The sequence below is a fragment of the Pseudomonas sp. 5C2 genome, from assembly GCF_034314155.1.
Lineage (GTDB): Bacteria > Pseudomonadota > Gammaproteobacteria > Pseudomonadales > Pseudomonadaceae > Aquipseudomonas.
This window is the reverse complement of sequence record NZ_JAVIWH010000002.1, coordinates 508067-534406: the sequence shown is the minus strand read 5'-3', so window position 1 is coordinate 534406 and position 26340 is coordinate 508067. Positions and strand designations below refer to the sequence as shown.

Annotated in this window: 27 protein-coding genes; 19 read left to right on the top strand and 8 right to left on the bottom strand. The window is 58.2% G+C overall.

Features of this window, described 5'->3' with window-relative positions; all coding sequences use genetic code 11:
- The 14 genes from ccoN (RGU44_RS03120) to hemN all read left to right on the top strand — a co-directional run bounded on the left by ccoN (RGU44_RS03120) (window position 1) and on the right by hemN (window position 14186).
- Window positions 1-1425, top strand: coding sequence for a cytochrome-c oxidase, cbb3-type subunit I (ccoN, locus tag RGU44_RS03120; protein WP_322179879.1), 1425 nt, complete (start codon window positions 1-3; stop codon window positions 1423-1425).
- A gap of 10 nt (window positions 1426-1435) precedes the next feature.
- A complete protein-coding gene (gene ccoO / locus RGU44_RS03115) occupies window positions 1436-2044 on the top strand; it encodes a cytochrome-c oxidase, cbb3-type subunit II (protein WP_322179880.1) in 609 nt (202 codons plus the stop codon).
- A 3-nt stretch (window positions 2045-2047) separates the two neighbouring features.
- On the top strand, window positions 2048-2251 hold the full coding sequence (locus RGU44_RS03110) for a cbb3-type cytochrome c oxidase subunit 3 (RefSeq protein WP_322179881.1): 204 nt from the start codon (window positions 2048-2050) through the stop codon (window positions 2249-2251).
- A complete protein-coding gene (gene ccoP, locus RGU44_RS03105) occupies window positions 2248-3198 on the top strand; it encodes a cytochrome-c oxidase, cbb3-type subunit III (protein ID WP_322215556.1) in 951 nt (316 codons plus the stop codon). The genes RGU44_RS03110 and ccoP (RGU44_RS03105) overlap by 4 nt, the downstream gene beginning before the upstream one ends.
- Before the next feature lie 505 nt (window positions 3199-3703).
- Entirely contained in the window at window positions 3704-5146 is a 1443-nt protein-coding gene (ccoN, locus tag RGU44_RS03100) for a cytochrome-c oxidase, cbb3-type subunit I (RefSeq protein WP_322179887.1), read from the top strand.
- Window positions 5146-5754 carry a cytochrome-c oxidase, cbb3-type subunit II gene (gene ccoO, locus RGU44_RS03095; RefSeq protein ID WP_322179888.1) on the top strand — a complete coding sequence of 203 codons (609 nt, stop codon included), beginning with the start codon at window positions 5146-5148 and terminating at the stop codon, window positions 5752-5754. Before ccoN (RGU44_RS03100) ends, ccoO (RGU44_RS03095) begins: the two co-directional genes overlap by 1 nt.
- Before the next feature lie 5 nt (window positions 5755-5759).
- Window positions 5760-5951 carry a cbb3-type cytochrome oxidase subunit 3 gene (locus RGU44_RS03090; protein WP_219060523.1) on the top strand — a complete coding sequence of 64 codons (192 nt, stop codon included), beginning with the start codon at window positions 5760-5762 and terminating at the stop codon, window positions 5949-5951.
- Window positions 5948-6925, top strand: coding sequence for a cytochrome-c oxidase, cbb3-type subunit III (gene ccoP, locus RGU44_RS03085; protein WP_322179890.1), 978 nt, complete (start codon window positions 5948-5950; stop codon window positions 6923-6925). The genes RGU44_RS03090 and ccoP (RGU44_RS03085) overlap by 4 nt, the downstream gene beginning before the upstream one ends.
- A 383-nt stretch (window positions 6926-7308) precedes the next feature.
- Window positions 7309-8724 carry a cytochrome c oxidase accessory protein CcoG gene (ccoG, locus tag RGU44_RS03080; RefSeq protein WP_322215554.1) on the top strand — a complete coding sequence of 472 codons (1416 nt, stop codon included), beginning with the start codon at window positions 7309-7311 and terminating at the stop codon, window positions 8722-8724.
- Window positions 8725-8736: 12 nt separating this feature from the next.
- Window positions 8737-9276 (top strand): FixH family protein, encoded by a 540-nt coding sequence (locus RGU44_RS03075; RefSeq protein WP_322179892.1) that lies wholly within the window; start codon window positions 8737-8739, stop codon window positions 9274-9276.
- Between the two features lie 9 nt (window positions 9277-9285).
- On the top strand, window positions 9286-11733 hold the full coding sequence (locus RGU44_RS03070) for a heavy metal translocating P-type ATPase (RefSeq protein ID WP_322215552.1): 2448 nt from the start codon (window positions 9286-9288) through the stop codon (window positions 11731-11733).
- A gap of 25 nt (window positions 11734-11758) precedes the next feature.
- A complete protein-coding gene (gene ccoS / locus RGU44_RS03065) occupies window positions 11759-11989 on the top strand; it encodes a cbb3-type cytochrome oxidase assembly protein CcoS (RefSeq protein WP_322215549.1) in 231 nt (76 codons plus the stop codon).
- Complete coding sequence (locus tag RGU44_RS03060; protein WP_219060517.1) at window positions 11982-12665, top strand: sulfite exporter TauE/SafE family protein; 684 nt, start codon at window positions 11982-11984, stop codon at window positions 12663-12665. The genes ccoS and RGU44_RS03060 overlap by 8 nt, the downstream gene beginning before the upstream one ends.
- Before the next feature lie 138 nt (window positions 12666-12803).
- Window positions 12804-14186, top strand: a complete 1383-nt coding sequence (gene hemN / locus RGU44_RS03055) for an oxygen-independent coproporphyrinogen III oxidase (protein ID WP_322215547.1) — start codon at window positions 12804-12806, stop codon at window positions 14184-14186.
- A gap of 48 nt (window positions 14187-14234) precedes the next feature.
- Here the strand turns inward: hemN and RGU44_RS03050 are convergent, their stop codons facing one another.
- A complete protein-coding gene (locus tag RGU44_RS03050; protein ID WP_322179896.1) occupies window positions 14235-14660 on the bottom strand; it encodes a hypothetical protein in 426 nt (141 codons plus the stop codon).
- Between the two features lie 155 nt (window positions 14661-14815).
- On the opposite strand from RGU44_RS03050, the gene fnr reads away from it, so the two are divergent.
- Window positions 14816-15550, top strand: a complete 735-nt coding sequence (fnr, locus tag RGU44_RS03045) for a fumarate/nitrate reduction transcriptional regulator Fnr (protein ID WP_219060514.1) — start codon at window positions 14816-14818, stop codon at window positions 15548-15550.
- A gap of 65 nt (window positions 15551-15615) precedes the next feature.
- Complete coding sequence (locus RGU44_RS03040; RefSeq protein WP_322215545.1) at window positions 15616-16164, top strand: adenine phosphoribosyltransferase; 549 nt, start codon at window positions 15616-15618, stop codon at window positions 16162-16164.
- A 45-nt stretch (window positions 16165-16209) separates the two neighbouring features.
- Here RGU44_RS03040 and RGU44_RS03035 read toward each other — a convergent pair whose 3' ends face one another.
- From RGU44_RS03035 to dnaX, 5 genes are all read right to left on the bottom strand, one after another.
- Window positions 16210-17358, bottom strand: a complete 1149-nt coding sequence (locus RGU44_RS03035) for an acyl-CoA dehydrogenase family protein (protein ID WP_322215542.1) — start codon at window positions 17356-17358, stop codon at window positions 16210-16212.
- A gap of 109 nt (window positions 17359-17467) precedes the next feature.
- Complete coding sequence (gene recR / locus RGU44_RS03030) at window positions 17468-18070, bottom strand: recombination mediator RecR (protein ID WP_322179899.1); 603 nt, start codon at window positions 18068-18070, stop codon at window positions 17468-17470.
- A 61-nt stretch (window positions 18071-18131) separates the two neighbouring features.
- Entirely contained in the window at window positions 18132-19166 is a 1035-nt protein-coding gene (locus tag RGU44_RS03025; protein ID WP_322179900.1) for an NADP-dependent oxidoreductase, read from the bottom strand.
- A gap of 204 nt (window positions 19167-19370) precedes the next feature.
- The gene (locus tag RGU44_RS03020; RefSeq protein WP_219060509.1) at window positions 19371-19697 is read right to left on the bottom strand and encodes a YbaB/EbfC family nucleoid-associated protein; all 327 of its coding nucleotides are present in this window, start codon (window positions 19695-19697) and stop codon (window positions 19371-19373) included.
- A 66-nt stretch (window positions 19698-19763) separates the two neighbouring features.
- Window positions 19764-21932 (bottom strand): DNA polymerase III subunit gamma/tau, encoded by a 2169-nt coding sequence (dnaX, locus tag RGU44_RS03015; RefSeq protein WP_322215539.1) that lies wholly within the window; start codon window positions 21930-21932, stop codon window positions 19764-19766.
- A gap of 165 nt (window positions 21933-22097) precedes the next feature.
- Here dnaX and RGU44_RS03010 point away from each other — a divergent pair, with 165 nt between their 5' ends.
- Window positions 22098-22868 carry a transporter substrate-binding domain-containing protein gene (locus RGU44_RS03010; protein ID WP_322179902.1) on the top strand — a complete coding sequence of 257 codons (771 nt, stop codon included), beginning with the start codon at window positions 22098-22100 and terminating at the stop codon, window positions 22866-22868.
- 141 nt (window positions 22869-23009) lie between these two features.
- Entirely contained in the window at window positions 23010-24710 is a 1701-nt protein-coding gene (locus RGU44_RS03005) for an acid phosphatase (RefSeq protein WP_322215536.1), read from the top strand.
- A 29-nt stretch (window positions 24711-24739) separates the two neighbouring features.
- On the opposite strand, the gene RGU44_RS03000 is transcribed toward RGU44_RS03005, so the two are convergent.
- Together RGU44_RS03000 and RGU44_RS02995 are read right to left on the bottom strand one after the other, a co-directional pair.
- Complete coding sequence (locus RGU44_RS03000; protein ID WP_322179904.1) at window positions 24740-24979, bottom strand: DUF2789 domain-containing protein; 240 nt, start codon at window positions 24977-24979, stop codon at window positions 24740-24742.
- A gap of 62 nt (window positions 24980-25041) precedes the next feature.
- Window positions 25042-25503 carry a YbaK/EbsC family protein gene (locus RGU44_RS02995; protein ID WP_322215533.1) on the bottom strand — a complete coding sequence of 154 codons (462 nt, stop codon included), beginning with the start codon at window positions 25501-25503 and terminating at the stop codon, window positions 25042-25044.
- Window positions 25504-25758: 255 nt separating this feature from the next.
- On the opposite strand from RGU44_RS02995, the gene RGU44_RS02990 reads away from it, so the two are divergent.
- Window positions 25759-26340, top strand: a complete 582-nt coding sequence (locus RGU44_RS02990; protein WP_322179905.1) for a Spy/CpxP family protein refolding chaperone — start codon at window positions 25759-25761, stop codon at window positions 26338-26340.

Sequence of the window (26340 nt, the reverse complement as noted above, 5' to 3'; positions counted from 1 at the left end):
ATGAACACAACTAACAGTACCGCCTACAACTATAAGGTGGTCCGCCAATTTGCCATTATGACGGTGGTGTGGGGCATCGTCGGAATGGGGCTCGGCGTTTTTATCGCCGCGCAATTGGTTTGGCCTGAACTCAACTTCAACTTGCCCTGGACTACGTTCGGTCGTTTGCGTCCACTGCACACCAATGCGGTGATTTTCGCGTTCGGCGGCTGTGCGCTGTTTGCCAGCTCCTACTACTCGGTGCAACGCACCTGCCAGACCCAACTGTTCGCGCCCCGACTGGCGGCGTTTACGTTCTGGGGTTGGCAACTGGTGATTCTGTTGGCCGCCATTACCTTGCCGCTGGGTTATACCAGCTCCAAGGAATACGCCGAACTGGAATGGCCGATCGATATTCTGATCACCATCGTCTGGGTCAGCTACGCCATCGTCTTCTTCGGCACGCTGAAGAAGCGCAACACCAAGCACATCTATGTCGGTAACTGGTTCTTCGGCGCCTTTATCATCACTGTGGCGATTCTGCACCTCGTCAACAACATGGAGATACCCATCAGCCTGACCAAGTCCTACTCCGTGTATGGCGGGGCGACTGATGCGATGGTGCAGTGGTGGTACGGACACAACGCCGTAGGCTTTTTCCTGACCGCAGGCTTTTTGGGGATGATGTACTACTTCGTTCCTAAGCAAGCTGAACGGCCGGTGTATTCCTATCGCCTGTCGATCGTGCACTTCTGGGCGCTGATCACCCTGTATATCTGGGCTGGCCCGCACCACCTGCACTACACCGCGCTGCCGGACTGGGCTCAGTCACTGGGTATGGTTATGTCACTGATTCTGCTGGCACCAAGCTGGGGCGGCATGATCAACGGCATGATGACGCTCTCGGGCGCCTGGCATAAATTGCGCGACGACGCGATCCTGCGCTTCCTGGTCGTGTCACTGGCGTTCTACGGCATGTCGACCTTTGAAGGTCCGATGATGGCGATCAAGACCGTCAACGCCCTCTCCCACTACACCGACTGGACCATCGGTCACGTGCACGCGGGCGCTCTGGGTTGGGTGGCGATGATTTCCATCGGTGCGCTGTACCACATGATCCCGAAAATCTTCGGCCGGCCACGTATGCACAGCGTCGGCTTGATCAACGCCCACTTCTGGCTGGCAACTATCGGCACCGTGCTGTACATCGCCTCGATGTGGGTCAACGGTATCGCTCAGGGCCTTATGTGGCGCGCAGTCAACGAAGACGGCACGCTGACTTACTCGTTCGTCGAAACCCTGGTGGCCAGCCATCCTGGCTTTATCGTGCGGCTGGTGGGCGGCGCGATCTTCTTCAGCGGTATGTTGCTGATGGCCTACAACACCTGGCGCACCGTACGGGCCTGCGTGCCTGCCGAAGCTGCCGCCGCAGCGCAGATGGCCTGAGGAGTTCGCCATGAAACACGAAACAATCGAGAAAAACGTCGGCCTGCTGATGTTGTTGATGGTCTTGGCTGTGAGCATCGGTGGCCTGACACAAATCGTCCCGCTGTTCTTTCAGGACGTGACCAATAAGCCGGTTGAAGGCATGAAGCCCTACACCGCGCTGCAGCTGGAAGGTCGCGATGTCTACATCGCCAACGGCTGTGTGGGTTGTCACTCGCAGATGATCCGTCCGTTCCGTGCTGAAACAGAACGCTACGGGCACTACTCGGTCGCCGGTGAAAGCGTCTGGGACCATCCGTTCCTGTGGGGCTCCAAGCGTACCGGGCCTGATCTGGCACGGGTCGGCGGGCGTTACTCCGATGACTGGCAGCGCGCGCACTTGTACAACCCGCGCAACGTGGTGCCTGAGTCGAAAATGCCTGGCTATCCATGGATGGTGAACGAACCTGTCGACAGCAGCCACACCGTAACCAAGCTCAAAACCATGCGCAGCCTCGGCGTGCCTTACACCGACGCCGACATCGCCGGGGCCGTTGAAACGCTCAAAGGCAAAACCCAGATGGATGCACTGATTGCCTACTTGCAGGTACTCGGCACCTCGATCAAGAGCAAGAGGTAAGCCATGGATATCGGAGACTTACGCGGTCTTGGCACGCTGGTGGTGGCAATCGCATTTATCGGGTTGGCCTTTTGGGTCTTCAACAGTAAACGCAATCCGGAGTTCGCTGAAGCGCGCATGGCGCCTTTCGCGGACGAACCGCTGCCATCTCACGCTGAAGAACAATCTGTTGTAGAGCACCCTGTTGAGCGGAGTACCCAGCCATGACCACATTTTGGAGTACCTACATCTGTGTACTGACCATCGGCAGCCTGATCGGCCTTACGTGGCTGCTGATCGGCACCCGTAAGGGCGAAACCAAAGGCAGTACCGATCAGACCATGGGGCACAGCTTCGACGGCATTGAGGAGTACGACAACCCACTGCCCCAATGGTGGTTCATGTTGTTTGCCGCAACTCTGGTGTTCGCGGTCGGCTACCTGATCCTCTACCCAGGCCTGGGCAACTGGAAAGGCATTCTCCCCGGCTATGCGAATGGCTGGACCAGTGTCAATGAGTGGCAAAAGGAAATGGACAAGGCTGACACCAAGTTTGGGCCTATTTTCGCCAAATTTGCTGCCATGCCCGTGGAAGCAGTCGCCAAAGACCCACAAGCGCTGAAGATGGGCGGACGTCTGTTCGCCTCCAACTGCGCCGTCTGCCACGGTTCGGATGCTCGGGGGGCCTATGGCTTTCCCAACCTGACAGATACCATTTGGCGATGGGGCGGCAGCGCCGACACTATCAAGACCACCATCATGGGTGGCCGTATAGCCGGCATGCCAGCCTGGGGTCCGATTCTCGGTGAGGAAGGGGTGAAAAACGTCGCAGCGTATGTACGTCACTCCCTCGCAGGACTGCCATTGCCAGCCGATGAAACCGCCAATGTCGAAGCCGGACAGCAAGTGTTCAACACCAATTGCGTAGCCTGCCACGGCGCAACAGGTCAAGGCACGCAAGCGATGGGGGCGCCGAACCTGACGCAACCGACCGGTTTCATCTACGGCAGCAGTCTGACCCAGTTGCAGCAGACTATCCGTTATGGTCGTCAAGGTCAGATGCCAGCGCAGAACGAGCAGCTGGGCAATGACAAGGTGCAGTTGTTAGCCGCCTATGTTTATAGCCTGTCACAGGGTACTGCTCAGCAAGAGGCGCCAACAGCCAAGGCACAATAACGATTCAGCAACCCGGACAATCTCTGGGCTGTGCGTGAATGCCGCTCCTGTTACAGGAGCGGCAACTCCTTTCCCTCCGCGACCAAGTGTCGCACCCGTCGTTAGTACACCTTCCCACTCCCGACATTCAGGACTAAGCTTGCCAGCATAGTGGACTGCCAACAGTGGGCCACAGGTCAAGTGATACGAATGTTTTCGGCGATTGTGCTCGATAACTTGCGCAAAAAGCTCATCTACAGCGGCTATGGTCCGCGGGTTGTTGGTTTTGCGTTTTGTTTCGTCCTTTTCCCGCTGCATTCCGCCAGCCTGGAACCCTCACTTTTTTTCGTCCACTGCGGCATTTCGTCACTGCGCCTGACAGCTCCCTGACCGTGCTGAAATGACCGCAGAATCAGCTTCAGGAAGCGGTTGCAAGGCGTTGATCGCATTGCAATGGCAACTCGCTTTCTCCATACTGCGGCCGCTTTTTTATCCCTAAAAAACACCCAAACCGTGGAACCTTAGAATGAGCACAGCAATCAGTCCGACTGCTTATAACTATAAGGTAGTCCGCCAGTTCGCCATCATGACGGTGGTCTGGGGGATCCTTGGCATGGGGCTTGGTGTCTTTATCGCCTCACAGCTTGTTTGGCCCGAGTTAAACCTCGGCCTTCCGTGGACGACTTTTGGACGCTTACGCCCGCTGCACACAAACCTGGTGATCTTCGCCTTCGGTGGTTGTGCACTGTTTGCCACTTCTTACTATGTCGTGCAGCGAACCTGCCAAACGCGACTGATCTCCGACAGCATGGCCGCCTTCCACTTCTGGGGATGGCAAGCAGTGATCGTCGGCGCAGGCATCACGTTGCCGCTGGGCTACACCACTACTAAGGAATACGCCGAACTGGAATGGCCTCTCGCCATTTTGCTGGCCATCGTCTGGGTAACCTACGCTGCGGTGTTCTTTGGCACCATCATGAAGCGCAAAACCAAGCACATTTATGTGGGCCTCTGGTTCTATGGCGCCTTCATCCTCGTGACGGCGATGCTGCATATCGTCAACCACGCGTCGCTGCCCGTGACCCTCTTCAAGTCCTACTCGGCCTACTCCGGTGCGACTGATGCGATGATCCAGTGGTGGTACGGCCACAACGCGGTAGGTTTCTTCCTGACCACCGGCTTCCTGGGGATGATGTACTACTTCGTTCCGAAGCAGGCCGAGCGTCCGATCTACTCCTATCGCCTGTCGATCGTGCACTTCTGGGCACTGATCACCCTGTACATCTGGGCAGGCCCGCACCACTTGCACTACACCGCTCTGCCAGACTGGGCTCAGTCGCTGGGCATGGCGATGTCGATGATTCTGCTGGCGCCAAGCTGGGGCGGCATGATCAACGGCATGATGACGCTGTCAGGTGCATGGCACAAACTGCGTACCGACCCGATTCTGCGCTTCCTGGTCGTATCGCTGGCGTTCTACGGCATGTCGACCTTCGAAGGCCCGATGATGGCCATCAAGACCGTCAACTCGCTGTCTCACTACACTGACTGGACCATCGGCCACGTACACGCCGGCGCTCTCGGCTGGGTAGCGATGATCTCGATCGGTTCGCTGTACCACATGATCCCGAAAATCTTCGGTCGCCCTCAGATGCACAGTGTTGGCTTGATCAACACCCACTTCTGGCTGGCTACCATCGGTACCGTTCTTTACATCGCTTCGATGTGGGTCAACGGCATCACCCAGGGTTTGATGTGGCGTGCGATCAACGACGACGGCACCCTCACTTACTCCTTCGTCGAAGCATTGCAAGCCAGCCATCCGGGCTTCATCGTCCGCGCACTGGGTGGTGCATTCTTCGCCAGCGGCATGCTGTTCATGGCTTACAACGTGTTCCGCACCGTACGCGCCTCGAACCCGGCTGAAGCTGAAGCCGCCGCTCAGATCGCTGTAGTTGGAGCTCACTGATGAGACACGAAGTAGTCGAGAAGAATATCGGCCTGCTGGCCTTCTTCATGGTTATCGCCGTCAGCATCGGCGGCCTGACCCAGATCGTCCCCCTGTTTTTTCAGGACGTGACCAACAAGCCGGTTGAAGGCATGAAGCCTCGCCCGGCGCTGGAACTCGAAGGCCGCGATGTTTTCATCGCCAACGGTTGTGTCGGCTGCCACTCGCAGATGATCCGTCCGTTCCGTGCTGAAACCGAACGCTACGGCCACTACTCGGTCGCTGGTGAAAGCGTCTGGGACCACCCGTTCCTGTGGGGTTCCAAGCGTACCGGTCCGGACCTGGCCCGCGTCGGCGGTCGTTACTCCGATGACTGGCAGCGCGCGCACTTGTACAACCCGCGCAACGTAGTGCCCGAGTCGAAAATGCCTGCCTACCCGTTCTTGGTAGAAAACAAGCTCGACGGCAAGGACACCCCGAAAAAAATGGAAGTCTTGCGTACGCTCGGCGTCCCTTACACCGACGAAGACATCGCCGGTGCAAGTGCTGCTGTGAAAGGCAAAACTGAAATGGATGCGTTGGTCGCCTACCTGCAAGGTCTGGGCACCATCATCAAAAGCAAACGGTGATATTGATGGATATGGGGATGATTCGCGGCCTGGGCACCGTCGTAGTGATGGTGGCTTTTATCGGCCTGGCATTGTGGGTATTCAGCGGACGACGCAAGGCAGAGTTCGACGAAGCAACTTTGCTGCCCTTCGCGGATGACCCCGAAGCCATCAAGCACGTTGAGCAAGAGCAAGCTTCTAGGAGTAACAAAGAATGACTACTTTCTGGAGTCTGTACGTCACAGTCCTCAGTTTGGGTACCATCTTCGCCCTGACCTGGCTGCTGCTGTCCACCCGCAAGGGCCAGCGCAGCGAAGCGACAGAAGAAAAAGTGGGCCATTCCTTCGACGGTATCGAGGAATACGACAACCCACTGCCAAAATGGTGGTTCATGCTGTTCGTGGGCACCATCATCTTCGCGCTGGGCTATCTGGTGCTTTACCCGGGTCTGGGTAACTGGAAAGGCCTGCTGCCTGGCTATTCCTACCTGGACAACGACAAGAAAACCGAATTCGCCAATGGCCAATCCGGTTGGACTGGCGTGCACGAATGGGAAAAAGAAATGGCTAAATCGGATGCTCGATTTGGTCCGATTTTTGCCAAATTCGCATCCATGCCGATCGAAGAAGTCGCCAAAGACCCGCAAGCTTTGAAGATGGGGGGCCGACTGTTCGCCTCCAACTGCTCAGTTTGCCATGGCTCCGACGCCAAAGGTGCTTACGGCTTCCCGAACCTGACCGACGAAGACTGGCGTTGGGGGGGTGAACCGGAAACCATCAAGACCACCATCATGGGTGGCCGCCATGCGGTCATGCCTGCTTGGGGTCCGGTCATTGGTGACCAGGGCGTACGCGACGTCGCAGCGTTCGTTACCACCCAACTGGATGGCCGCAAGCTGCCTGAAGACGCTAACGCCGATCCGGTTGCTGGCCAGAAACTGTTCGCTACCAACTGCGTGGCATGCCACGGTCCGGAAGGTAAAGGCACCGCTGCAATGGGCGCACCTAACCTGACTCACCCGGCGGCATTCATCTACGGTTCGAGCTTCGCGCAACTGCAGCAGACCATCCGTTACGGCCGTCAGGGCCAGATGCCTGCTCAGGCATTGCTGCAAGGCAATGACAAGGTTCACCTGCTGGCTGCTTACGTCTACAGCCTCTCCCATGGAGACAAGGCTGCTGCCGCTGAGTAAAGCGAACGCGTGACCGCAACACACAACGGCCCCGCCAGTGAAAACTGGCGGGGCCGTTGTGGTTTTAGCTGTCTGATGATTTAGCCATACAGACCCCTTCGAGAATAAATTCGCGTACGGGTGAGTAATCTGCGGGAGCGAACACATTCGCGAAATCGCGGTATATTCCCCTCTATCATTACGCCCTACCCGTCAAAACCGACCATAATCCATAAGTCAATTGATTCAGGTCATTACACCAACATTCGCTTTCACCCAACGCGACCAAAGGTCGCACCCCCGGGCCAGAGCGAGAGGCGTATCATTGGCGCCTTAGCGACACTCTTTTGACCACAGTCGGCACGCACTGGCTGAGGCTTTTTCCACTGCCGTGGGACGCACTAATGAGCAACCAGATTCCGGTACACAATGTCACTCCGCCGCCTAAAAAAGACAGCAGCGGTGTCGATCTCTATGCTTCCCGTGAAAAAATCTATACCCGTGCCTTCACCGGCCTGTTTCGCAATTTGCGGATGATGGGCGGTGCCGGGCTATTCCTGCTGTACTTCGGTACGGTCTGGCTGAACTGGGCGGGCCATCAGGCCGTCTGGTGGAACCTGCCAGAGCGTAAGTTCTACATTTTCGGCGCCACGTTCTGGCCGCAGGATTTCATCCTGCTCTCCGGCATTTTGATCGTCAGTGCCTTTGGCCTGTTCTTCATTACCGTATTCGCCGGGCGCGTGTGGTGCGGGTATACCTGCCCGCAAAGCGTCTGGACCTGGATTTTCATGTGGTGCGAGAAGGTCACCGAAGGTGATCGTAATCAGCGCATCAAGCTCGACAAAGCGCCGATGTCCGGCAACAAGTTCTTGCGCAAGCTCAGCAAGCACGGCTTGTGGCTAATCATTGGCTTCGCCACGGGCCTGACCTTCGTCGGCTATTTCGCCCCTATCCGTGACCTGACCATTGATTTTTTCACTGGGCAGGCTGATGGCTGGGCGTATTTCTGGGTCGGCTTCCTCACCCTCGCCACGTATGGCAACGCGGGCTGGCTGCGCGAACAAGTGTGCATTTACATGTGCCCGTATGCGCGTTTCCAGAGCGTGATGTTCGACAAAGACACCCTGATCGTGTCCTACGACCCACGTCGCGGCGAAAAACGTGGCACACGGAAAAAGGATATCGATTACAAAGCACAGGGTCTGGGGGATTGCATCGACTGTACGATGTGCGTACAAGTCTGCCCGACCGGCATCGACATCCGCGACGGCCTGCAGATCGAATGCATCGGTTGTGCAGCCTGTATCGATGCATGCGATACCATCATGGACAAGATGAACTACCCACGCGGGTTGATCAGCTACACCACTGAACACAACCTGTCCGGGCAGACAACGCACAAACTGCGTCCGCGCCTGATTGGTTATGCTGTGGTGCTGCTGGTGATGATGAGCTTGCTGGCGACCGCCTTTTTCATGCGTCCGCTGGTTGGTTTCGACGTCAGCAAGGACCGCGTGCTATATCGCGAGAACGCAGAAGGCCGGATCGAAAACGTTTATAGCCTCAAGGTCATGAACAAGGATCAGGTCGATCACACCTACACTCTCGATGCCTCTGGCTTGCCTGACCTGAAACTGCAAGGTCGTCGCGAATTCAAGGTGCAAGCGGGTGAGATCATCAGCGTGCCGGTCGAATTATCGAGCGCACCGGAGCAACTGCCGTCGAGTACCAACGAGGTGACTTTCACCCTCAAGGATACTGACAACAGTGGCACCCACGTTCAAGCCAAGAGCCGTTTCATCGGCCCGCAAATTCGCTAAGAGAAGTTAGTCATGTCCGTAGCAAACGCCTCTAGCCCTTGGTACAAGCACCTTTGGCCATGGATAATCATCGGCATCCTCGCCTGTTCGGTGACGCTGACCTTGTCGATGGTGACGATCGCCATCAATAACCCGGATAACCTGGTCAACGATAATTATTACGAGGCTGGCAAAGGCATCAATCGCTCGCTGGACCGTGAACTGTTAGCCAAGAGCCTCAACTTGCGCGCCGCGGTGCACCTGGATGAGCTGACAGGTGAAACCGAGCTGCGGCTGACGGGTGACAGCCAGCCGGAAACCGTGGAACTCAACCTGATCTCGCCGACGCAACCGGAAAAGGATCGCAAGATCATCCTGGCCCGCAGTGCGTCCGAGCCTGGCCGCTACATCGGCCAATTGAGCGACAAGGTCGAAGGTCGGCGCTTTGTCGAACTCCTCGGCGTGCAGAATGGCCAAACCTGGCGCATGTTCGAAGAAGAGCAAGTGCTCAACGGGAAACAGCTGTTGCTGGGCGACGAGCCACTCCAGGGCGCGGAAGACCTGAAAAACTGATCTGACGCAATGACCACGCCAACCCCCTGCTACCATTGCGCGCTGCCGGTTCCTGCTGGCAGCCGCTTCACGGCTGTCGTGCTCGGGGAAACCCGCGAGCTATGCTGCCCAGGTTGTCAGGCAGTGGCAGAGGCTATTGTCGCTGGCGGCCTGGAAAGCTATTACAGCCATCGCAGTGAAGCGTCGGCCAACCCGGAAACGTTGCCCGTGCAATTGGTCGACGAACTGGCCCTGTACGATCGCCCTGACGTACAGGCACCCTTTGTGCGCCATGAAGGCGAACAGGCCGAAGCGACTTTGCTCATGGAAGGTATCAGCTGTGCCGCCTGTGGCTGGCTGATCGAGCGTCATCTGCGCAGTTTACCTGCCGTGGCCGAAGCCCGACTGAACCTGTCCAACCATCGCTTGCATGTGCGATGGGCCGATAGCCAGCTGGCGCTGAGCCAGGTACTCAGCGAATTACGCAGCATCGGCTATGCCGCACACCCTTATCAGTCCGACCGCGCCACCGAGCAACTGGCCAGCGAAAACCGTCTGGCCTTGCGCCAACTCGGCGTTGCCGGGTTGCTATGGTTCCAGGCGATGATGGCAACCATGGCCACCTGGCCGGAATTCAATATCGACCTCAGCCCGCAGATGCACACCATCCTGCGCTGGGTCGCGATGTTCCTCACCACGCCTATCGTGTTTTACAGCTGTACACCGTTCTTTAAGGGTGCCGTGCGCGATCTACGTACGCGCCACTTGACCATGGATGTTTCGGTTTCCCTCGCCATCGGCAGCGCCTATATCGCCGGTATCTGGACGTCGATCACTGGCGTTGGCGAACTGTACTTCGATGCAGTCGGCATGTTCGCCCTTTTCCTCTTGGCCGGCCGCTACCTGGAACGCCGCGCACGCGAACGCACGGCGGCAGCCACGGCACAGCTGGTCAATTTACTGCCCGCCTCTTGCCTGAGGCTCAGCGCCGACGGTCAAAGCGAGCGAATCCTGCTCAGCGAACTGCGCCTGACCGACCGGGTGCTGGTGCATCCCGGCGCCATATTGCCAGCTGATGGCAAGATTCTCGAGGGCCAGTCCAGCATCGATGAATCACTGCTGACCGGCGAATACCTGCCGCAGCCGCGAACCGTAGGCGACGCGGTCACCGCAGGCACACTCAATGTCGAAGGCGCGCTGACCGTGCAAGTTCTGGCCTTGGGTCACGACACACGCCTGTCAGCCATTGTCCGCCTGCTGGAACGCGCCCAAGCTGAAAAACCCCGTTTAGCGGAAATTGCCGACCGCGCCGCCCAATGGTTTCTGCTGCTGTCGCTGATTGCCGCCGCCGTTATCGGTCTGATCTGGTGGGAACTCGACTCATCTCGGGCCTTCTGGATCGTGCTAGCCATGCTGGTCGCTACCTGTCCGTGCGCGCTGTCGCTGGCAACGCCCACGGCGCTGACCGCCGCCACCGGCACTCTGCACAAACTGGGCCTATTGTTAACCCGCGGTCATGTGCTGGAAGGTCTGAACCAGATCGACACCGTGATTTTCGACAAGACCGGTACGCTCACCGAAGGTCGATTGGCACTGCGCACCATCCGCCCTCTGGGGGAACTGGATGCGGATCGTTGCCTGAGCCTGGCCGCAGCCCTGGAAAATCGCTCCGAACACCCTATTGCACGGGCATTTGGGCGCGCGCCGGTGGCCGCTGAAGATGTCCACAGCACGCCGGGCCTTGGCCTGGAAGGCCTGGTCGGCGAACAGCGCTTGCGCATCGGCCAGCCGGGATTTGTCTGCGAGCTCAGCGCCTGCGCACTGCCATCGACGCCCGACGAAGCCGGCCAGTGGCTACTGCTTGGCGACACTCAGGGTGCCCTGGCATGGTTCGTCCTCGATGATCGCCTGCGTGCCGATGCTCCCGCACTGCTGCAAGCGTGCAAGGCGCGCGGCTGGAAGACCCTGCTGCTCTCCGGCGACACGTCTCCGATGGTCGCCAGCGTAGCAGCCGAGCTGGGAATCGACGAAGCCCGTGGCGGTCTGCGCCCGGACGATAAACTTCAGGTGCTGCAAGCGCTGCACCAGCAAGGTCGCAAAGTGTTGATGCTCGGTGACGGGGTCAACGACGTACCGGTACTGGCCGCAGCAGATATCAGTGTCGCCATGGGTTCAGCCACCGACCTGGCCAAGACCACCGCCGACGCAGTGCTGCTGTCCAACCGCTTGCAAGCGCTGGTGCACGCGTTCAGCCTGGCGCGGCGCACCCGCCGGGTAATCATTGAGAACCTGCTGTGGGCAGGCCTGTACAATGGCCTCATGCTGCCCTTCGCAGCGCTCGGCTGGATCACCCCCATCTGGGCAGCGATCGGCATGTCCATCAGTTCGTTGACTGTGGTACTGAACGCCTTGCGTCTGACCCGCATGAAAGGCCTGCAAGACGCCACCCTTCTCAACACCCGCCCGCTGCCAACATGAATCGGCGGCCGGCTTCGGAGGCTCCATGCCGGCTCTATACATAATGATTCCAGCGGCGCTGTTGATCGTCACAATCGCCATCTACATATTCTTCTGGGCGGTGGACAGCGGCCAGTACGATGACCTCGACGGTCCGGCACACAGCGTTCTGTTCGACGATCAGGACCCTCAACATCTGGCCGCCATGGAAGAAGCCACCGGCCACAAACCGGTACCTCAGGCCGAAAACAAAGACCAGGCCCCGCCCCATGCTTGAACTGGCCCCCCTGCTGGTGTCGGCAATCATCCTCGGTCTGCTTGGCGGCGGCCATTGCCTGGGCATGTGCGGCGGCTTGATGGGCGCGCTGACCCTGGCAATCCCCAAAGAACAACGTAGCCGGCGCTTTCGCCTGCTGCTGGCGTACAACCTGGGGCGAATTCTCAGCTACGCCACCGCTGGCTTGCTGATTGGCCTCGCGGGCTGGGCAGTGGCCAACAGTCCAGGCGCGATGATCATGCGCGTGATCGCGTCGCTGCTATTAATTGCGATGGGTCTGTATCTCGCAGGATGGTGGAGCGGCCTGACCCGCATCGAAAGCCTGGGGCGCGGCCTGTGGCGGCATATACAGCCGTTTGCCAGCCGCTTGCTTCCGGTGTCGAGCATGCCTCGCGCATTACTGCTTGGGGCGCTCTGGGGTTGGCTGCCCTGCGGCCTGGTCTACAGCACCCTGCTGTGGTCGGCCAGCCAAGGCAACGCCCTCGACAGCGCGCTGCTGATGCTCGCCTTTGGCTTGGGCACCTGGCCTGTGCTACTCGCCACCGGGCTTGCTGCCGAGCGCACCACTGCCCTGCTGCGCAAACGCGGTGTGCGCATGGCCGGCGGCCTGCTGGTTATCCTGTTCGGTATCTGGACGATGCCTGGTCCTCACCAGCATTGGTTGATGGGTCACTAAGCCCTCATCACCAGGAATAAACCGACCCTCCGTCAACGATTTGCCGCCAGAACGCAGGCCGTTGACGCAAATCAACACCGCCCTGAGCACACCTCCCTAGACTCAACGACATTGCCAGCCTATTCGGGAAATACCCGCATGCTCGACGCCATTCGTTGGGATTCCGATCTCATCCGCCGCTATGACCTGGCGGGGCCACGCTACACTTCATACCCCACTGCGGTGCAATTCCAGACCAAGGTAGGGGCATTTGACCTGCTGCATGCTCTGCGCGACAGCCGCAAGGCTCTACGGCCTCTATCACTGTATGTGCACATACCGTTCTGCGCGAACATTTGCTATTACTGCGCGTGCAATAAGGTCATCACCAAGGATCGAGGGCGGGCTCTGCCCTACCTGCAACGTCTGGAGCAAGAAATCCAGATGATTGCCTGCCACCTCGACCCGAAGCAACAGGTCGAACAGTTGCACCTGGGCGGCGGCACCCCGACGTTCCTGAGTCATGACGAATTGCGCCAGTTGATGGCGCATCTGCGCAAGCATTTCAATTTGCTCGACGACGACTCCGGTGACTACGGCATCGAGATCGATCCTCGCGAAGCCGACTGGTCGACCATGGGCCTGCTTCGCGAACTGGGCTTCAATCGGGTCAGCATCGGTGTCCAGGATCTCGACCCGCAGGTACAGCGCGCCGTCAATCGCCTGCAAAGCCTTGAAGAGACCCGCGCCATCATCGAAGCGGCACACACCCTGCAATTTCGCTCGGTGAATATCGACCTGATCTACGGCCTGCCCAAGCAAACGCCTGAGTCCTTCGCCCGCACCGTCGATGAAATCATCACGCTGCAACCGGATCGCCTGTCCGTGTTCAACTACGCCCACCTGCCGGAGCGCTTCATGCCCCAGCGGCGGATCAATGCGGATGAACTGCCGGCGCCAGAGCAAAAACTTGAAATGCTCGAACGGACCATCGAACAGCTGACGGATGCCGGTTACCGCTACATCGGAATGGACCACTTTGCCCTGCCCGATGACGAACTGGCCATCGCCCAGGAAGAGTCAACGTTGCAACGCAATTTCCAGGGCTATACCACCCACGGCCATTGCGATCTGATCGGGCTCGGCGTCTCGGCAATCAGCCAGATTGGCGACCTGTACAGCCAGAACAGCAGCGACCTGAATGATTACCAGACCTTGCTGGCCGGCGACCAACTTGCCACCAAACGCGGCCTGCTATGCAATGCCGACGACCGCGTGCGCCGAGCAGTGATCCAGCAACTGATCTGCCATTTCAGCCTGAACTTTGCTGGTATCGAATACGCGTTCAATATTGATTTCAGGGGCTATTTCAAAGAGGAATGGCCGCAACTCCTGACGATGGTCAACGACGGCCTGATCGAAATCGATGAGACGGGGATAACCGTGCTACCAGCGGGTCGTCTGCTGGTGCGCTCAGTGTGCATGGTGTTTGATGCCTACCTGAACCACCAAAATCGCCAACGCTTTTCACGGGTGATCTAACCCGATATAGCCCCCCTTTACCGATTGAAGGAGGGCAATACACATCGGTTACTTTGCAGCGGTTTTGGCGTTTTTCTCGATAAGCTTGATCAAGCTGGCGGAGGCCGTAAACAGTGCTGCAGTCAATTGCGCCAACTCCGACTGAATACTGCTCGCCTGTGTCTGCTTCTGCTCCGGGCTCAGGCTTTTGTTCGACATCACCGCCTGCAATCGTGCCTGCGCCTCGGCGATCTGCTTTTGCAGTTCTTTGATCCGTTTTTGGAGCATTTTGATGGGGTCGGTGCTGTCAGCGCTGTCGCTAGCTGCGGCCTTGGCCTTTTCTATTGCAGCGGTGGACAGCTCGACCTTCACGCTTACCGGCGCTTTGCCGGTACCCTCTTCGTCGGTCGACGCGGCTGCAGCAACCGCTCTGGTTTGCGGGGTTGTGGCTTGAAAGCCAGTGCTGCTGGACGCACTGAGGTTGACGGACAACATGAACGGCGCTCCTGAGTCAGTTAGGCCACCACTTGTTATCGGCAGTCGTGCGAAGAGCTTTATCGTCTTGCGTTAAATCTGCTGGCACTGGCCGGAACAGCTTGCGCTGGGTTACCCTTATGTCTTCTGTGTGTTTTCCCACAAGGATTGAAGTCATGTCTGAGCCAGTCAAACTGCGCGCACCTAACCAGGCCCATTGCAAGGATTGCAGTTTGGCCCCGCTGTGCCTGCCGCTTTCTTTGAATCTGGAAGACATGGATGCACTCGATGACATCGTCAAGCGCGGTCGTCCACTGAAAAAAGGCGAGTTTCTGTTTCGACAGGGCGATGCATTTGGTTCGGTGTATGCGGTGCGCTCCGGTGCGCTGAAAACCTTCAATCTCAGCGATGGCGGTGAAGAACAGCTCACCGGTTTCCATCTGCCGAGCGAGTTGGTGGGTCTGTCCGGCATGGACAGCGAAGCCTACCCGGTATCGGCTCAGGCACTGGAAACCACATCCGTGTGTGAAATCCCGTTTGAGCGCCTTGATGACCTGTCGGTTCAACTCCCACAACTGCGTCGGCAATTGATGCGGATCATGAGCCGGGAAATTCGTGACGATCAGCAAATGATGCTGCTGCTCTCGAAAAAAACTGCCGACGAACGCATCGCCACGTTTCTGGTCAACCTGTCGGCCCGTTTCCGCGCTCGCGGTTTTTCGGCCAATCAGTTTCGCTTGAGCATGTCGCGCAATGAAATTGGCAACTTCCTGGGTTTAGCCGTGGAGACAGTGTCGCGGGTGTTCACCCGTTTCCAGTCGAGCGAGCTGATCGCAGCCGAAGGCAAGGAAATCCAGATCCTTGATCCTATCCAACTCTGCGCGCTGGCGGGCGGCTCAATCGAAGGCTGAGGCATGCTATCCATGGCGGCTGCGCTGTAGACTAGCGTCAGCCAATACGCCTCAGGATCCTCTTGATGATTTTCGACGAATTCAGCTTCAAATCCCTTATTCGCCCGGTCATGGACTTCCCTAAACCTGGCGTTGTTTTTCGCGATATTACCCCGCTGTTTCAATCGCCAAAGGCCCTGCGCCTGGTGATCGACAGCTTCGTGCAGCGCTATATCGACGCCGAATTCAGCCACATTGGCGCCATGGATGCTCGCGGCTTCTTGATTGGCTCAATCGTCGCTTATGAGCTGAACAAGCCACTGATCCTGTTCCGCAAGCAAGGCAAACTGCCGGCAGACGTGTTGTCCGAGGCCTACCAGACCGAGTACGGCGAAGCATGGCTGGAAGTGCATGCCGACAGCCTGTGTGAGGGCGATGCCATCGTGATGTTCGATGATCTGATTGCCACCGGTGGCACGCTGGTCGCGGCCGCCAACCTGGTACGCCGCATGGGCGCCCATGTCTACGAAGCCGCGGCGATCATCGACCTCCCGGAACTCGGCGGCTCACAGCGCCTGGAAGACATGTCCATCCCGACCTTCTGCCTGACCAACTTTGCGCTGAGCGATAGATAGCGACAGGGGGGCATCAAGCGCCTGCAGGTTTTCGAAAATACACAATCAAAGCCCCATCTGCTTGGCAATGATCTCGTTCATTACCTCACGCGTACCACCTCCGATTGAAAGGATGCGCTTATCGCGGTACAGGCGCTCCACCAGGCTATCGCGCATATAACCCGAACCGCCAAGGATCTGCACCGCGTCGTAAGTGATGCGGTCGGCGGTGTCGGTGGCGAAGTTCTTCGCCATGGAAATCTCTTTGATCACGCTCTGCCCTGCGGCCATTTTTGCCGCCTGGCGGTAGGTGAATTCGCGTGACACTTCCAACTGCGTGGCCATTTCTGCCAACCGATGCTTGAGCACCTGGAACTTGCCAATCGGTTTGCCAAATGCCTCACGCTGCTTGGCCCAACTCAGGCTCTGTTCAAGCGCCAGTTGTGAGGTCATATTCGCCATCAGCGCCAGTGCCAGGCGCTCATGCTGAAAGTTGCCCATGATGCAGGCAAACCCCATGTTCTCCGCGCCAATCAAATTGGCCATCGGCACCCGACAGTCCTCGAAAAACAGCTCAGCCGTGTCCGACGCCCACCAGCCCATTTTCTTCAACTGCCGACCGACACTAAAACCCGGAGTGCCCTTCTCTATCAGCAACAGACTGATGCCCGCAAACCCAGGCTCACCGGTGCGCACTGCTACGGTATAAAAGTCGGCGCGTATGCCGCTGGTGATAAATGTTTTGCTGCCGTTGACCCGATAGCCGTCACCGTCTCGCACCGCACGGGTTTGCAGGTTCGCCACATCAGAACCACCCCCGGGCTCAGTGATCGCCAGCGCCATGATCTTTTCCCCGCTCAGCACCTGCGGGACAACACGTTCGCGTAGCGCCGGCTGCCCCCACTTGACCACCGGCGGCAAACCAATGTCCAGCGAACCCAAACCGGCGACCAGCCCGGCAGACCCGCAACGCATAAGCTCTTCGCTGGCCGCAACCTTGGCAAATACATCACCTTCATGGCTGCCGCCCAGCGCTTCGGGATAACCAATGCCCAAAATCCCGGCAGCGCCCGCCTTCAGGTAGAGCTCACGCGGAAAGCCTTCGGCCTCCTCCCACTCATCGACGAAAGGCAGTATCTCTCGCTCGACAAAGCGCCGCACGGCGTCGCGGATCAATTGGTGGTTGGGGTCGAAGTATTGCTGAAAGTCGGACATCGGCGCGCTCCACTGAGAGGTTCAGCGAACTTACCGAGCGCTTGCTTGGTTTACAAGCGCTAATCGTTCCTCACGCCGAAGCCTCGAACCGGCGCCGAGGAACGATCCATCACAATGCTATTGGCTTACGCCCTGCAAACGAATGCGCCAATGTACCGCCGTCCACCAGCTCCAGCTCACCCCCCAGCGGTACGCCGTGGGCGATGCGGGAGGTGATCAGGCCTTTGTTGCTCAGCAACTGGGCGATGTAATGCGCGGTGGCTTCGCCTTCGACGGTCGGGTTGGTGGCGAGAATAATTTCGGTGAAGGTGCCCTGCTGCTCGATGCGCGTCACCAATTGCGGAATGCCAATGGCTTCCGGCCCGAGACCGTCCAGCGGCGACAAGTGCCCCTTGAGTACAAAGTAGCGACCACGGTAGCCCGTCTGCTCCACCGCATAGACATCCATCGGCCCTTCGACCACGCACAGCAGTGTGTCGTCACGACGAACATCCGAACATTGCGGGCAAAGATCGTCTTCGGTAAGGGTGCGGCAGAGCCGGCAATGGCCGACGCCCTCCATGGCCTGACTCAATGCCAGCGCCAGGCGCGAACCGCCGCTGCGATCACGCTCAAGCAATTGCAGGGCCATGCGCTGGGCAGTTTTTTGACCGACGCCGGGCAATGTACGCAAAGCATCGATCAATTGGCGAATCAGGGGGCTGAAGCTCATGAGAAAGGTCCGACAAAACAACGAGACGCGGTTTATACCCGCGCCTCCGGTTAGCGTCAATTCAAGCATCAGCGACACGGACGACCAGCTTGCCAAAGTTGCGTCCTTCCAGCAGACCGATAAAGGCCTCGGGCGCCTGTTCGAGCCCTTCGACTATATCTTCACGAAACTTGATCTTGCCCTCTTTAACCCACGGGACCATGGCAGCGAGAAACTCCGCGTGGCGATCGCCATACTCCTCGAACACGATAAAACCCTGAATCCGTGCGCGCTTGGTCAGCAACGTGCGCATCAGCAATGGCAAATGATCGGTCCCTTCCGGCAGCGACTGCGCGTTGTATTGGGCGATCAAACCGCATAAAGGAATCCGCGCACGGGCATTGAGCAGTGGTAGCACCGCGTCGAACACCTTTCCGCCAACCAATTCAAAATAGATGTCGATGCCATTGCCACAGGCTTTCGCCAGCTCATCGGCGAAATGTTCGCTTTTGTGATCGATACACGCGTCAAACCCCAACTCATCGACCACGTACCGGCATTTTTTGGCACCGCCAGCGATGCCCACCACGCGCAAACCCTTGAGTTTGGCCACCTGCCCTACCACCGACCCGACCGCACCGGACGCCGCAGCCACCACCAGGGTCTCCCCGGCTTTGGGCTTGCCGATGTCCATCAGGCCCATGTACGCGGTCATCCCTGGCATACCCAGCACGCCGACGGCCATTGAAGGGCTGGGTAGATCCTTGGGCACCGACACCACTTGCGTACCATCGCAGATGCTGTGGGTTTGCCAACCGGTCATGCCTACGACCAGATCGCCCGGCTTGAAATGGGCATTGCGTGACTGCTCGACGCGGCTCACCGCCCCGCCCGTCATGACGTCATTGACCTGCACCGGTTCCGCATAAGACGGCGCGTCGCTCATGCGCCCACGCATATAGGGGTCGAGGGACAGATAGAGCGTACGCAGCAACACCTGACCCTCTTCCAGATCAGGCAGCGCCTCACGCTCCAGACGAAAATTCTCTGGCATGGGTGCGCCTTTGGGACGAGAGGCCAGAACGATGCGTTGGTTGAGGATCAATTCTTGCGCCATAGAGCAGTTCCTTAATCGATAAATTCAGGCTAATACAGAGCAGACCGTTTTGCTCGGCAGGCGTTCGGTCGATATCCAATAAAGCAACCCGTGCAGGCATGGTCTTGCCCACGATAAGCCGGGGACGCGCTCGACCCGCAGGACCTTCTTCGCAGCAAAAAAAAGCCAGGCACGGGGCCTGGCTTCCGGTCACGCTAAAACGTTTTAGAACGGCAGTTTCATGCCCGGTGGCAATTGCATGCCCGCCGTCATGCCAGACATCTTTTCCTGGCTGTTCTGCTCGATCTTGCGCACAGCGTCGTTCACCGCGGCAGCGATCAGGTCTTCAAGGATTTCCTTGTCTTCCTGCATCAGGCTGTCATCCAGGCTGATCCGTTTGACGTCATGACGACCGGTCATCACGACGCTGACCAGGCCTGCGCCCGACTGCCCGGTGACTTCGGCATTGGCCAGTTCTTCCTGCGCCTTGGCCATTTTCTCTTGCATCTGCTGTGCCTGCTTCATCAGGCCGGCCATGCCACCTTTCATCATGGGAATTCACCTCAAGTATTGATGGGTCATTTTTGCGTAGCGCCACACAGGCGCCACGCACGTCAGTTAAAGAGTCTGAGCCGCCGGAGCATCAACAGGTTCAATCGTATCCTCTCGAATCACCGCGCCAAACTGTTGCAGCATTTGCTGGATGAACGGATCGGCGTGGATCGATGCTTCTGCTTCGCTCTGGCGCTCGGCACGGCGGCGCGAACCCGCCTGAGCCGGGGTTTCCTGCTCGGGTTTGATCAGCTCGATGCTCAAGTTCAAGGTCCGCCCGTGGTATTGATTCAGGGCATCGTTGAGTCGGCGCAGTTGCGTTGTATTGAACAGCGCGCTGTGGGCCGGGTCCAGGTGCAGCAGCCAGTTATCGCCCTCCACGGCCATCAAGGTGCAATTGGCAGCGATACTGCCCGTCATGCCCGACACCGGCAGCTTCGGAAACAGATTCAGCCACTCCAGCGCCAGCCCTGTCGCCGGCATCAAGGCCGGTAACGGCTCGGGCTCAACGACCTCGGTCACACTGTCGTGGGCCAGTTCGTCCAGGTAGCTATAAGATGCGGGGTCAATGTCCACCTCCACATCGAAGAAATCATCATCGTCCGGCGGCTCGTCATCACGGTCCATGGGCGCAGGAACGAATGCCACTGACTCTGGAACCGGCTCAACCATGGCCGGCGTCGCCACCTCCGTAGCAGCCTGTACGTCCTCAGGCTTAACTACGTCAGGCGCGTCGGGAACCGGGCTTGCGGGTGCCGGTATCGGCATGGGCGTCAGGTCCGGCTGTTCGGCCACGGTATCGAGCATCGGCTCGGGAACGGTTTCTACGACCGGCTCGGAATCGGATTCCGGCTCAGAGATCGACTCAACGTCGGCTTGTAGCTCTGGTTCAGGCTCAATTACCGGCTGCACGGCCCTGGGCTCATTCCAGGGTAAATCGACTTCTTCTGCCGGAGCAGGTTCAGGCATGATCGGCGCGGCAACAGGCTGAACAACCGGCTTATCCATAGGTGCAGGCACAACGGCAGCTACCGGGGCGCCTGCAACTACCGGCGCAACGGAAGTCGCGCCGGCCACTGGTTGCCTGGAATCAACTGTGGCCTGGTTGATCCCCACTGGCTTTAGCGGCTGCCTCGGCGCATCACTGCTGTCAGCGGGGCGGAAGGCCAGCATCCTCAGCAGAACCATCTCGAAGCCACCCCGAGGGTCTGGCGCCAGCGGTAAATCACGGCGGCCGATCAGGCCCATCTGATAGTAGAACTGCACGTCTTCGGCGGGTAACGCCTGAGCCAGTGCCAGCACCCGATCCCGGTCGCCATGACCGTTATCGACGCCTTCGGGCAACGCCTGGGCAATGGCCACGCGGTGCAACACGTTGAGAATTTCCGAGAGCACACCATTCCAGTCCGGCCCTTGCTCGGCCAGATGTCGCACGGCTTCAAGCACCCCGCGCGCATCGCCATCAAGCAGCGCATGCAGCACGTCGTACACCTGGCCATGATCCAGCGTGCCCAGCATGGCGCGAACGTCCGCCGCCATGACCTTGCCTTCGCCGAACGCAATCGCCTGATCGGTCAGGCTCATGGCATCGCGCATAGACCCATCGGCAGCGCGGCCCAAGAGCCACAGCGCGTCGTCTTCGAACGGTACATTTTCGACCGTGAGCACGTGGGTCAAATGCTCGACCACACGCTCGGGAGTCATGTTTTTCAGGGAAAACTGCAGGCAGCGCGACAGAATGGTCGCCGGCAACTTCTGCGGATCGGTGGTTGCCAGGATGAACTTGACGTAGGGCGGCGGCTCTTCCAGGGTCTTCAACAGGGCGTTGAACGAGTGAGTGGACAGCATGTGCACTTCGTCGATCAGGTAGACCTTGAAGCGCCCGCGGCTTGGTGCGTACTGCACATTATCAAGCAGCTCACGGGTGTCTTCGACCTTGGTCCGGCTCGCGGCGTCGATCTCGATCAGGTCGACGAAACGCCCCTCGTCGATCTCCCGGCAGACCGAACAAGTCCCACAAGGCGTCGACGTGATGCCCGTCTCACAATTCAGGCATTTGGCGATAATCCGCGCAATCGTGGTTTTGCCCACGCCACGGGTGCCGGTAAACAAATAAGCATGGTGCAGCCGTTGGCTGTCCAGCGCGTTGATCAAGGCCTTGAGCACATGGGTCTGGCCGACCATTTCGCGGAACGAGCGCGGACGCCATTTACGTGCAAGAACCTGATAACTCATCGAAAACCGTCGCAACTGGGAAGCGGAAGACCGCCAATGCTAGCGGAGCAAGGGCAAAATTGCATCCGGTGTCATTCTCTAATATGACTACGCTGTTGAAATGGAGGAAACTTCGGCATCAAATTCATCCTGAATCGCATCGTATTGCCCACGCAAAGGAACCGAATGCGGCCGCTCTTGAGCACTTTGTTGTCACTCAGCTGCTTATGCTCGTGCTTCAGCTACGCCGCTGAGGCACCTTTGCGCTTTTCGATTGCCGACAGCTGGTCGATGCCATTGGTACAGATCGACGGCGCTCAGCCAACTGCCGGATTCCTGTTCGACATCATGCAGAGCCTGGCCCGACAGGTCGGCCGCCCCGCGGAATACCATGTATTAGCCCGTCTGCGCGTGCAAAACGCGCTGGACCGTGGCGAAGTCGATGTTCGTTGTTACGCCGCGCAATCCTGGGTACCCAACTTCTCCGGTGACTACACCTGGAGCCTGCCGCTGATGACCCAACGCGACCTATTGATCAGTACCGCTGACAACACAGCTCCGATCCGCGTCGACCAGCTTAATGAACAGATGATCGGCACCGTTCTGGGTTATACGTATCCGCGCCTGCAACCCCTGTTCGACAACCACCAATTACACCGTGAAGACGCCCGTAGCCAGGAACAAGTCCTGCAAAAACTTGGGGCAGGCCGTTATCGCTATGCCGTGGCCAATGAATGGTCGATGAACTGGTACAACCGCCAACTGCCACCGGACAAACAATTGCACAGTGTTTCCATCGTCGAAGAACAAGCGGTAGGCTGCATCGTGCGTAACGACCCGAACCTGCCGGTACAGACCATTCTACGTGCTTTGTTGCGCATGAAAATGTCAGGGGAGATTGATCGGATCATCGAGCGCTACGGCACTCAGGCATCACTCTCGCTTGAACGGAATTAGCCAGCGACTCGCTAGCACCCGGACCGCGGCGTTAATCGCTAAACCCTTCACGCCTACCTTGTAGCATCAGCGTCACACTGCCTGACTACCCTCCTCCGAAATCATTTGTTACGAACTCAGCCAAACACGCAGGTAACCGCCATGAACAACAAAGACGACGACGCGTTGCAGCCGCCTGCTGGCGATAACCCACCCGATGCGGGTAGAAGACGTTTCCTTGGTGGCGTTGCGGCGCTTGGCGTCGGCGCGACCCTCAGCGCTTACGTTTCAGGCAACGAGCCGCCAGCCAAGCCCGACGACAAGCCTTTAACCGGTGCCGCGCTGGATCAGGCACTGCGCGATAACGTGAAAACGGTGGTGGTCATCTACGCCGAAAACCGTAGTTTCAACAATTTGTTCGGTGACTTCCCGGGTGTCGAAAAGCCGCTGGCTGCGCTCACCACAAACGATTATCAGCAACGCGACCGCGACGGCAGCATTCTGGAATCCCTGCCCCCGGTATGGGGCGGTATATTGCAGATTGGCCCACAAACCGTAGACGGCGTGACCTACCCCGCCGAAACCCAGTTTCAAGAGCACCTGATCAACGCGCCCTTCGCCCTTGAGGGGCCCAATGGCGAAGATCTGCCGCTAGGCTTGGTCACCCGCGACCTGTGGCATGTGTTTTATCAGAACCAGATGCAAATCAATGGCGGCAAGAACGACAGCTTCGTCGCCTGGGCAGACTCGGGTGGCCTGACCATGGGCCATTACGCGCAAACCCAGTACTCCCTGCGCCTGTGGGACGTGGCAACGGAGTTCGTGCTGTGTGACAACTTCTTTCAGGGCGCTTTCGGCGGCTCGTTTCTCAATCACCAGTACCTGGTGTCCGCTACTGTGCCGTTTTACCCTAACGCCGCGAACTCACCGGCCAAACAGCAAATCGCCACACTACAGAGCGATAATCCGCACGATACGCGGCTCAAGCCTCTGGAGAAGTCTCCCGCCAGCGCCATGACCGGCCCACCGCAATTCGGTCCAAGCGCATTGACGCCCGACGGTTATGCGGTCAACACCCTGGCCCCACCATACTGGCCGACCTGGCTGCGTGACCCCGAGCGCCCGGACTACTCAAAACCGGGTCTGGCCAACGTATTGGTGCCGCAAACCCATGACCATATCGGCGACAAACTGTCGAAGAAGAACATCGACTGGGCGTGGTACGCCGGCGGATGGCAGGCCACCATCGACCAGTTCAAAGACTCTCCCGGCATCCCGAAAATCCCGAATTTTCAGTATCACCACCAACCGCTCAACTACTTCAAAAAGCTCGGCCCCGACAACCCCACAGAACGCAGTAAACGCCTGCGCGACGCAGGTTTGGGTGAAGAGTCCAGAACCAACAAATTCTTCGCCGACGCCGAAGCTGGCAAGCTGCCCGCCGTCACTTTCTACAAGCCCCAAGGCAACCTCAACATGCACGCCGGTTACGCCGACGTTGCCTCTGGAGACCGCCACATCACTCGCGCCATCAAAGTCCTGCGCAACAGCCCGCAATGGAAAAACATGGTCATCGTCATTGCGGTCGACGAAAACGGCGGCTGGTGGGACCACGTCGCGCCGCCAAAAGGCGACCGCTGGGGCCCTGGCACACGTATTCCGGCGCTGGTCGTCTCACCCTTTGCCCGCAAAGGGGTTGTTGACCACACCGTCTATGACACCGCCTCAATCCTGCGTTTGATCACTCGAATACACGGGCTGGAGAAGCTGGATGGGCTGAAAGAGCGGGATGAAGAAATGCTGACCAGAGGCCAGGAGCCCATGGGGGATTTGACCAAGGCGTTGCAATTTTTCGAGGCCTAGCAACGCCTGCACCGAATGATCGGCGACATTCATCCCCTCTTTCGCAGCAGGAGATTAAGTTGATCGACCACCTCGGCCCAGTCGGCGTCTTCAAGGATCTCCTCGCGCAGAAAAGAGGCCTGTGCGGGGGTCCAGAAAAAAGCGTCCTCTAACGCAAGGTCGGCCTTGAGGGGTGAATGAGTGGCGAGGAAGGCGTCAATGCTGACCGGGTCGGCCGCAAGCCCCAACTGTTGAAAAAGAGCCGGCAAACTATGCACAGGTAATTCCATGAGTCACTCCTTGAGCCAGGTTGAACGCACGCGGCACAACCTGGCTCGATCATTGACGCTCATTACTGGCAGACCTCACGCACCTCGGCATGCGGCACCAGTTTCAGGTATTGGTCCATGCGCATGTGGACCAAATAGTGGTGGTTACCAGCTTCCAGGTAGATGTCCTCCTGGCGGGTCAACATCGGATCGAGCAGCATCTTGATTCCATAGGCCTCACCCAGTGCCGGGATCGCGCCACGCTCACAGTCGCCGAACAGGTGCGGCAAGCCACTTTCGCGAGTGAGCTGCCAATCCCCACTGGTTTGTATTTTGCTCAAATCCAAATGCCGATCAGCGGGCAACACAGCCATCATGTAATGCCCGTGTTGATCATCGAGAATCACTGATTTAGCCAAGCGCTCCGCCGGAACGCTGGCCACCCGCGCGGACTCCAGACTCGTCGCCGAGTGCGGGTGAACCACGATGTCATAATCACAGCGCGCCTGTTCCAGGCTACGTTGTACCGTTTTTGCCATACGCATGATGCACCTCCACGCCCTGCACGGAAGGGCAGAGCCGATATCTTTAACGTCAAGTTTAGGCAGCGCACGGCGTGGCGGCGATTGGATGGCAGTAACAGTTAAGACTATGCGGCACCGTCAATAGTCGAGAATGAACTAAGATCAGAACCTGCCTGCTCGCCCCTCTGTATGCCTACTTTCTGATGTAGATCAACCCCCCCTTAACACCGACTCCTATTCTTAAAACGGCACTCACGACGTTGATAGGAGCTGAAGATGAAAAAAGCAGGCCTGATCGGCCAATACATACTGATGGCAGCAAGTGCTTTACTGCTGCCATCAACCAACGTCTTTGCTAACCCGGAAACGCCACCTTCAGGGGGCGTGGCCGAATACCGTCAGAATTTTGACTGGGTCAAGCACACGCAACAGACTCTGGACGAACTCAAGGGCAAGCTGAATCTAACACCAGCGCAAATGCCTGCGTGGGAGACATGGTCCGCCGGCTTGATGACGGATGCCCATCAGCAACTGGAAAAAGACAAACCCGGACATGAGGAAAAAGGGAGCACGGCGAAACCGGTGATTGACGAAACAACGCCGGAAAGAATGGCACAAGGAATAGAGCGTTTACACGCACAAATCACCTGGATGCAAGCACACGTAGCTCGTCTGGAAGCGGCTCAAGCTCGCACCAAAACGTTTTATGACACGTTGAGCACTGACCAAAAAACCATATTCGATCTGTTCTGGAACGGGATGCACCGCAGAATGCACGGGTACGGCGGCTGGGGCACACACATGCCCATGTCGAGCCCCATGATGGAAGAAAACCAAAGCCGAACACACGAAGAATAA

Excerpts from the sequence above, each read along its gene's own strand:
- ccoN (WP_322179879.1), top strand. The coding sequence starts at position 1 with ATGAACACAACTAACAGTACCGCCTACAACTATAAGGTGGTCCGCCAA.
- ccoO (WP_322179880.1), top strand. The coding sequence starts at position 1,436 with ATGAAACACGAAACAATCGAGAAAAACGTCGGCCTGCTGATGTTGTTG.
- RGU44_RS03110 (WP_322179881.1), top strand. The coding sequence starts at position 2,048 with ATGGATATCGGAGACTTACGCGGTCTTGGCACGCTGGTGGTGGCAATC.
- ccoP (WP_322215556.1), top strand. The coding sequence starts at position 2,248 with ATGACCACATTTTGGAGTACCTACATCTGTGTACTGACCATCGGCAGC.
- ccoN (WP_322179887.1), top strand. The coding sequence starts at position 3,704 with ATGAGCACAGCAATCAGTCCGACTGCTTATAACTATAAGGTAGTCCGC.
- ccoO (WP_322179888.1), top strand. The coding sequence starts at position 5,146 with ATGAGACACGAAGTAGTCGAGAAGAATATCGGCCTGCTGGCCTTCTTC.
- RGU44_RS03090 (WP_219060523.1), top strand. The coding sequence starts at position 5,760 with ATGGATATGGGGATGATTCGCGGCCTGGGCACCGTCGTAGTGATGGTG.
- ccoP (WP_322179890.1), top strand. The coding sequence starts at position 5,948 with ATGACTACTTTCTGGAGTCTGTACGTCACAGTCCTCAGTTTGGGTACC.
- ccoG (WP_322215554.1), top strand. The coding sequence starts at position 7,309 with ATGAGCAACCAGATTCCGGTACACAATGTCACTCCGCCGCCTAAAAAA.
- RGU44_RS03075 (WP_322179892.1), top strand. The coding sequence starts at position 8,737 with ATGTCCGTAGCAAACGCCTCTAGCCCTTGGTACAAGCACCTTTGGCCA.
- RGU44_RS03070 (WP_322215552.1), top strand. The coding sequence starts at position 9,286 with ATGACCACGCCAACCCCCTGCTACCATTGCGCGCTGCCGGTTCCTGCT.
- ccoS (WP_322215549.1), top strand. The coding sequence starts at position 11,759 with ATGCCGGCTCTATACATAATGATTCCAGCGGCGCTGTTGATCGTCACA.
- RGU44_RS03060 (WP_219060517.1), top strand. The coding sequence starts at position 11,982 with ATGCTTGAACTGGCCCCCCTGCTGGTGTCGGCAATCATCCTCGGTCTG.
- hemN (WP_322215547.1), top strand. The coding sequence starts at position 12,804 with ATGCTCGACGCCATTCGTTGGGATTCCGATCTCATCCGCCGCTATGAC.
- RGU44_RS03050 (WP_322179896.1), bottom strand. The coding sequence starts at position 14,660 with ATGTTGTCCGTCAACCTCAGTGCGTCCAGCAGCACTGGCTTTCAAGCC.
- fnr (WP_219060514.1), top strand. The coding sequence starts at position 14,816 with ATGTCTGAGCCAGTCAAACTGCGCGCACCTAACCAGGCCCATTGCAAG.
- RGU44_RS03040 (WP_322215545.1), top strand. The coding sequence starts at position 15,616 with ATGATTTTCGACGAATTCAGCTTCAAATCCCTTATTCGCCCGGTCATG.
- RGU44_RS03035 (WP_322215542.1), bottom strand. The coding sequence starts at position 17,358 with ATGTCCGACTTTCAGCAATACTTCGACCCCAACCACCAATTGATCCGC.
- recR (WP_322179899.1), bottom strand. The coding sequence starts at position 18,070 with ATGAGCTTCAGCCCCCTGATTCGCCAATTGATCGATGCTTTGCGTACA.
- RGU44_RS03025 (WP_322179900.1), bottom strand. The coding sequence starts at position 19,166 with ATGGCGCAAGAATTGATCCTCAACCAACGCATCGTTCTGGCCTCTCGT.
- RGU44_RS03020 (WP_219060509.1), bottom strand. The coding sequence starts at position 19,697 with ATGATGAAAGGTGGCATGGCCGGCCTGATGAAGCAGGCACAGCAGATG.
- dnaX (WP_322215539.1), bottom strand. The coding sequence starts at position 21,932 with ATGAGTTATCAGGTTCTTGCACGTAAATGGCGTCCGCGCTCGTTCCGC.
- RGU44_RS03010 (WP_322179902.1), top strand. The coding sequence starts at position 22,098 with ATGCGGCCGCTCTTGAGCACTTTGTTGTCACTCAGCTGCTTATGCTCG.
- RGU44_RS03005 (WP_322215536.1), top strand. The coding sequence starts at position 23,010 with ATGAACAACAAAGACGACGACGCGTTGCAGCCGCCTGCTGGCGATAAC.
- RGU44_RS03000 (WP_322179904.1), bottom strand. The coding sequence starts at position 24,979 with ATGGAATTACCTGTGCATAGTTTGCCGGCTCTTTTTCAACAGTTGGGG.
- RGU44_RS02995 (WP_322215533.1), bottom strand. The coding sequence starts at position 25,503 with ATGCGTATGGCAAAAACGGTACAACGTAGCCTGGAACAGGCGCGCTGT.
- RGU44_RS02990 (WP_322179905.1), top strand. The coding sequence starts at position 25,759 with ATGAAAAAAGCAGGCCTGATCGGCCAATACATACTGATGGCAGCAAGT.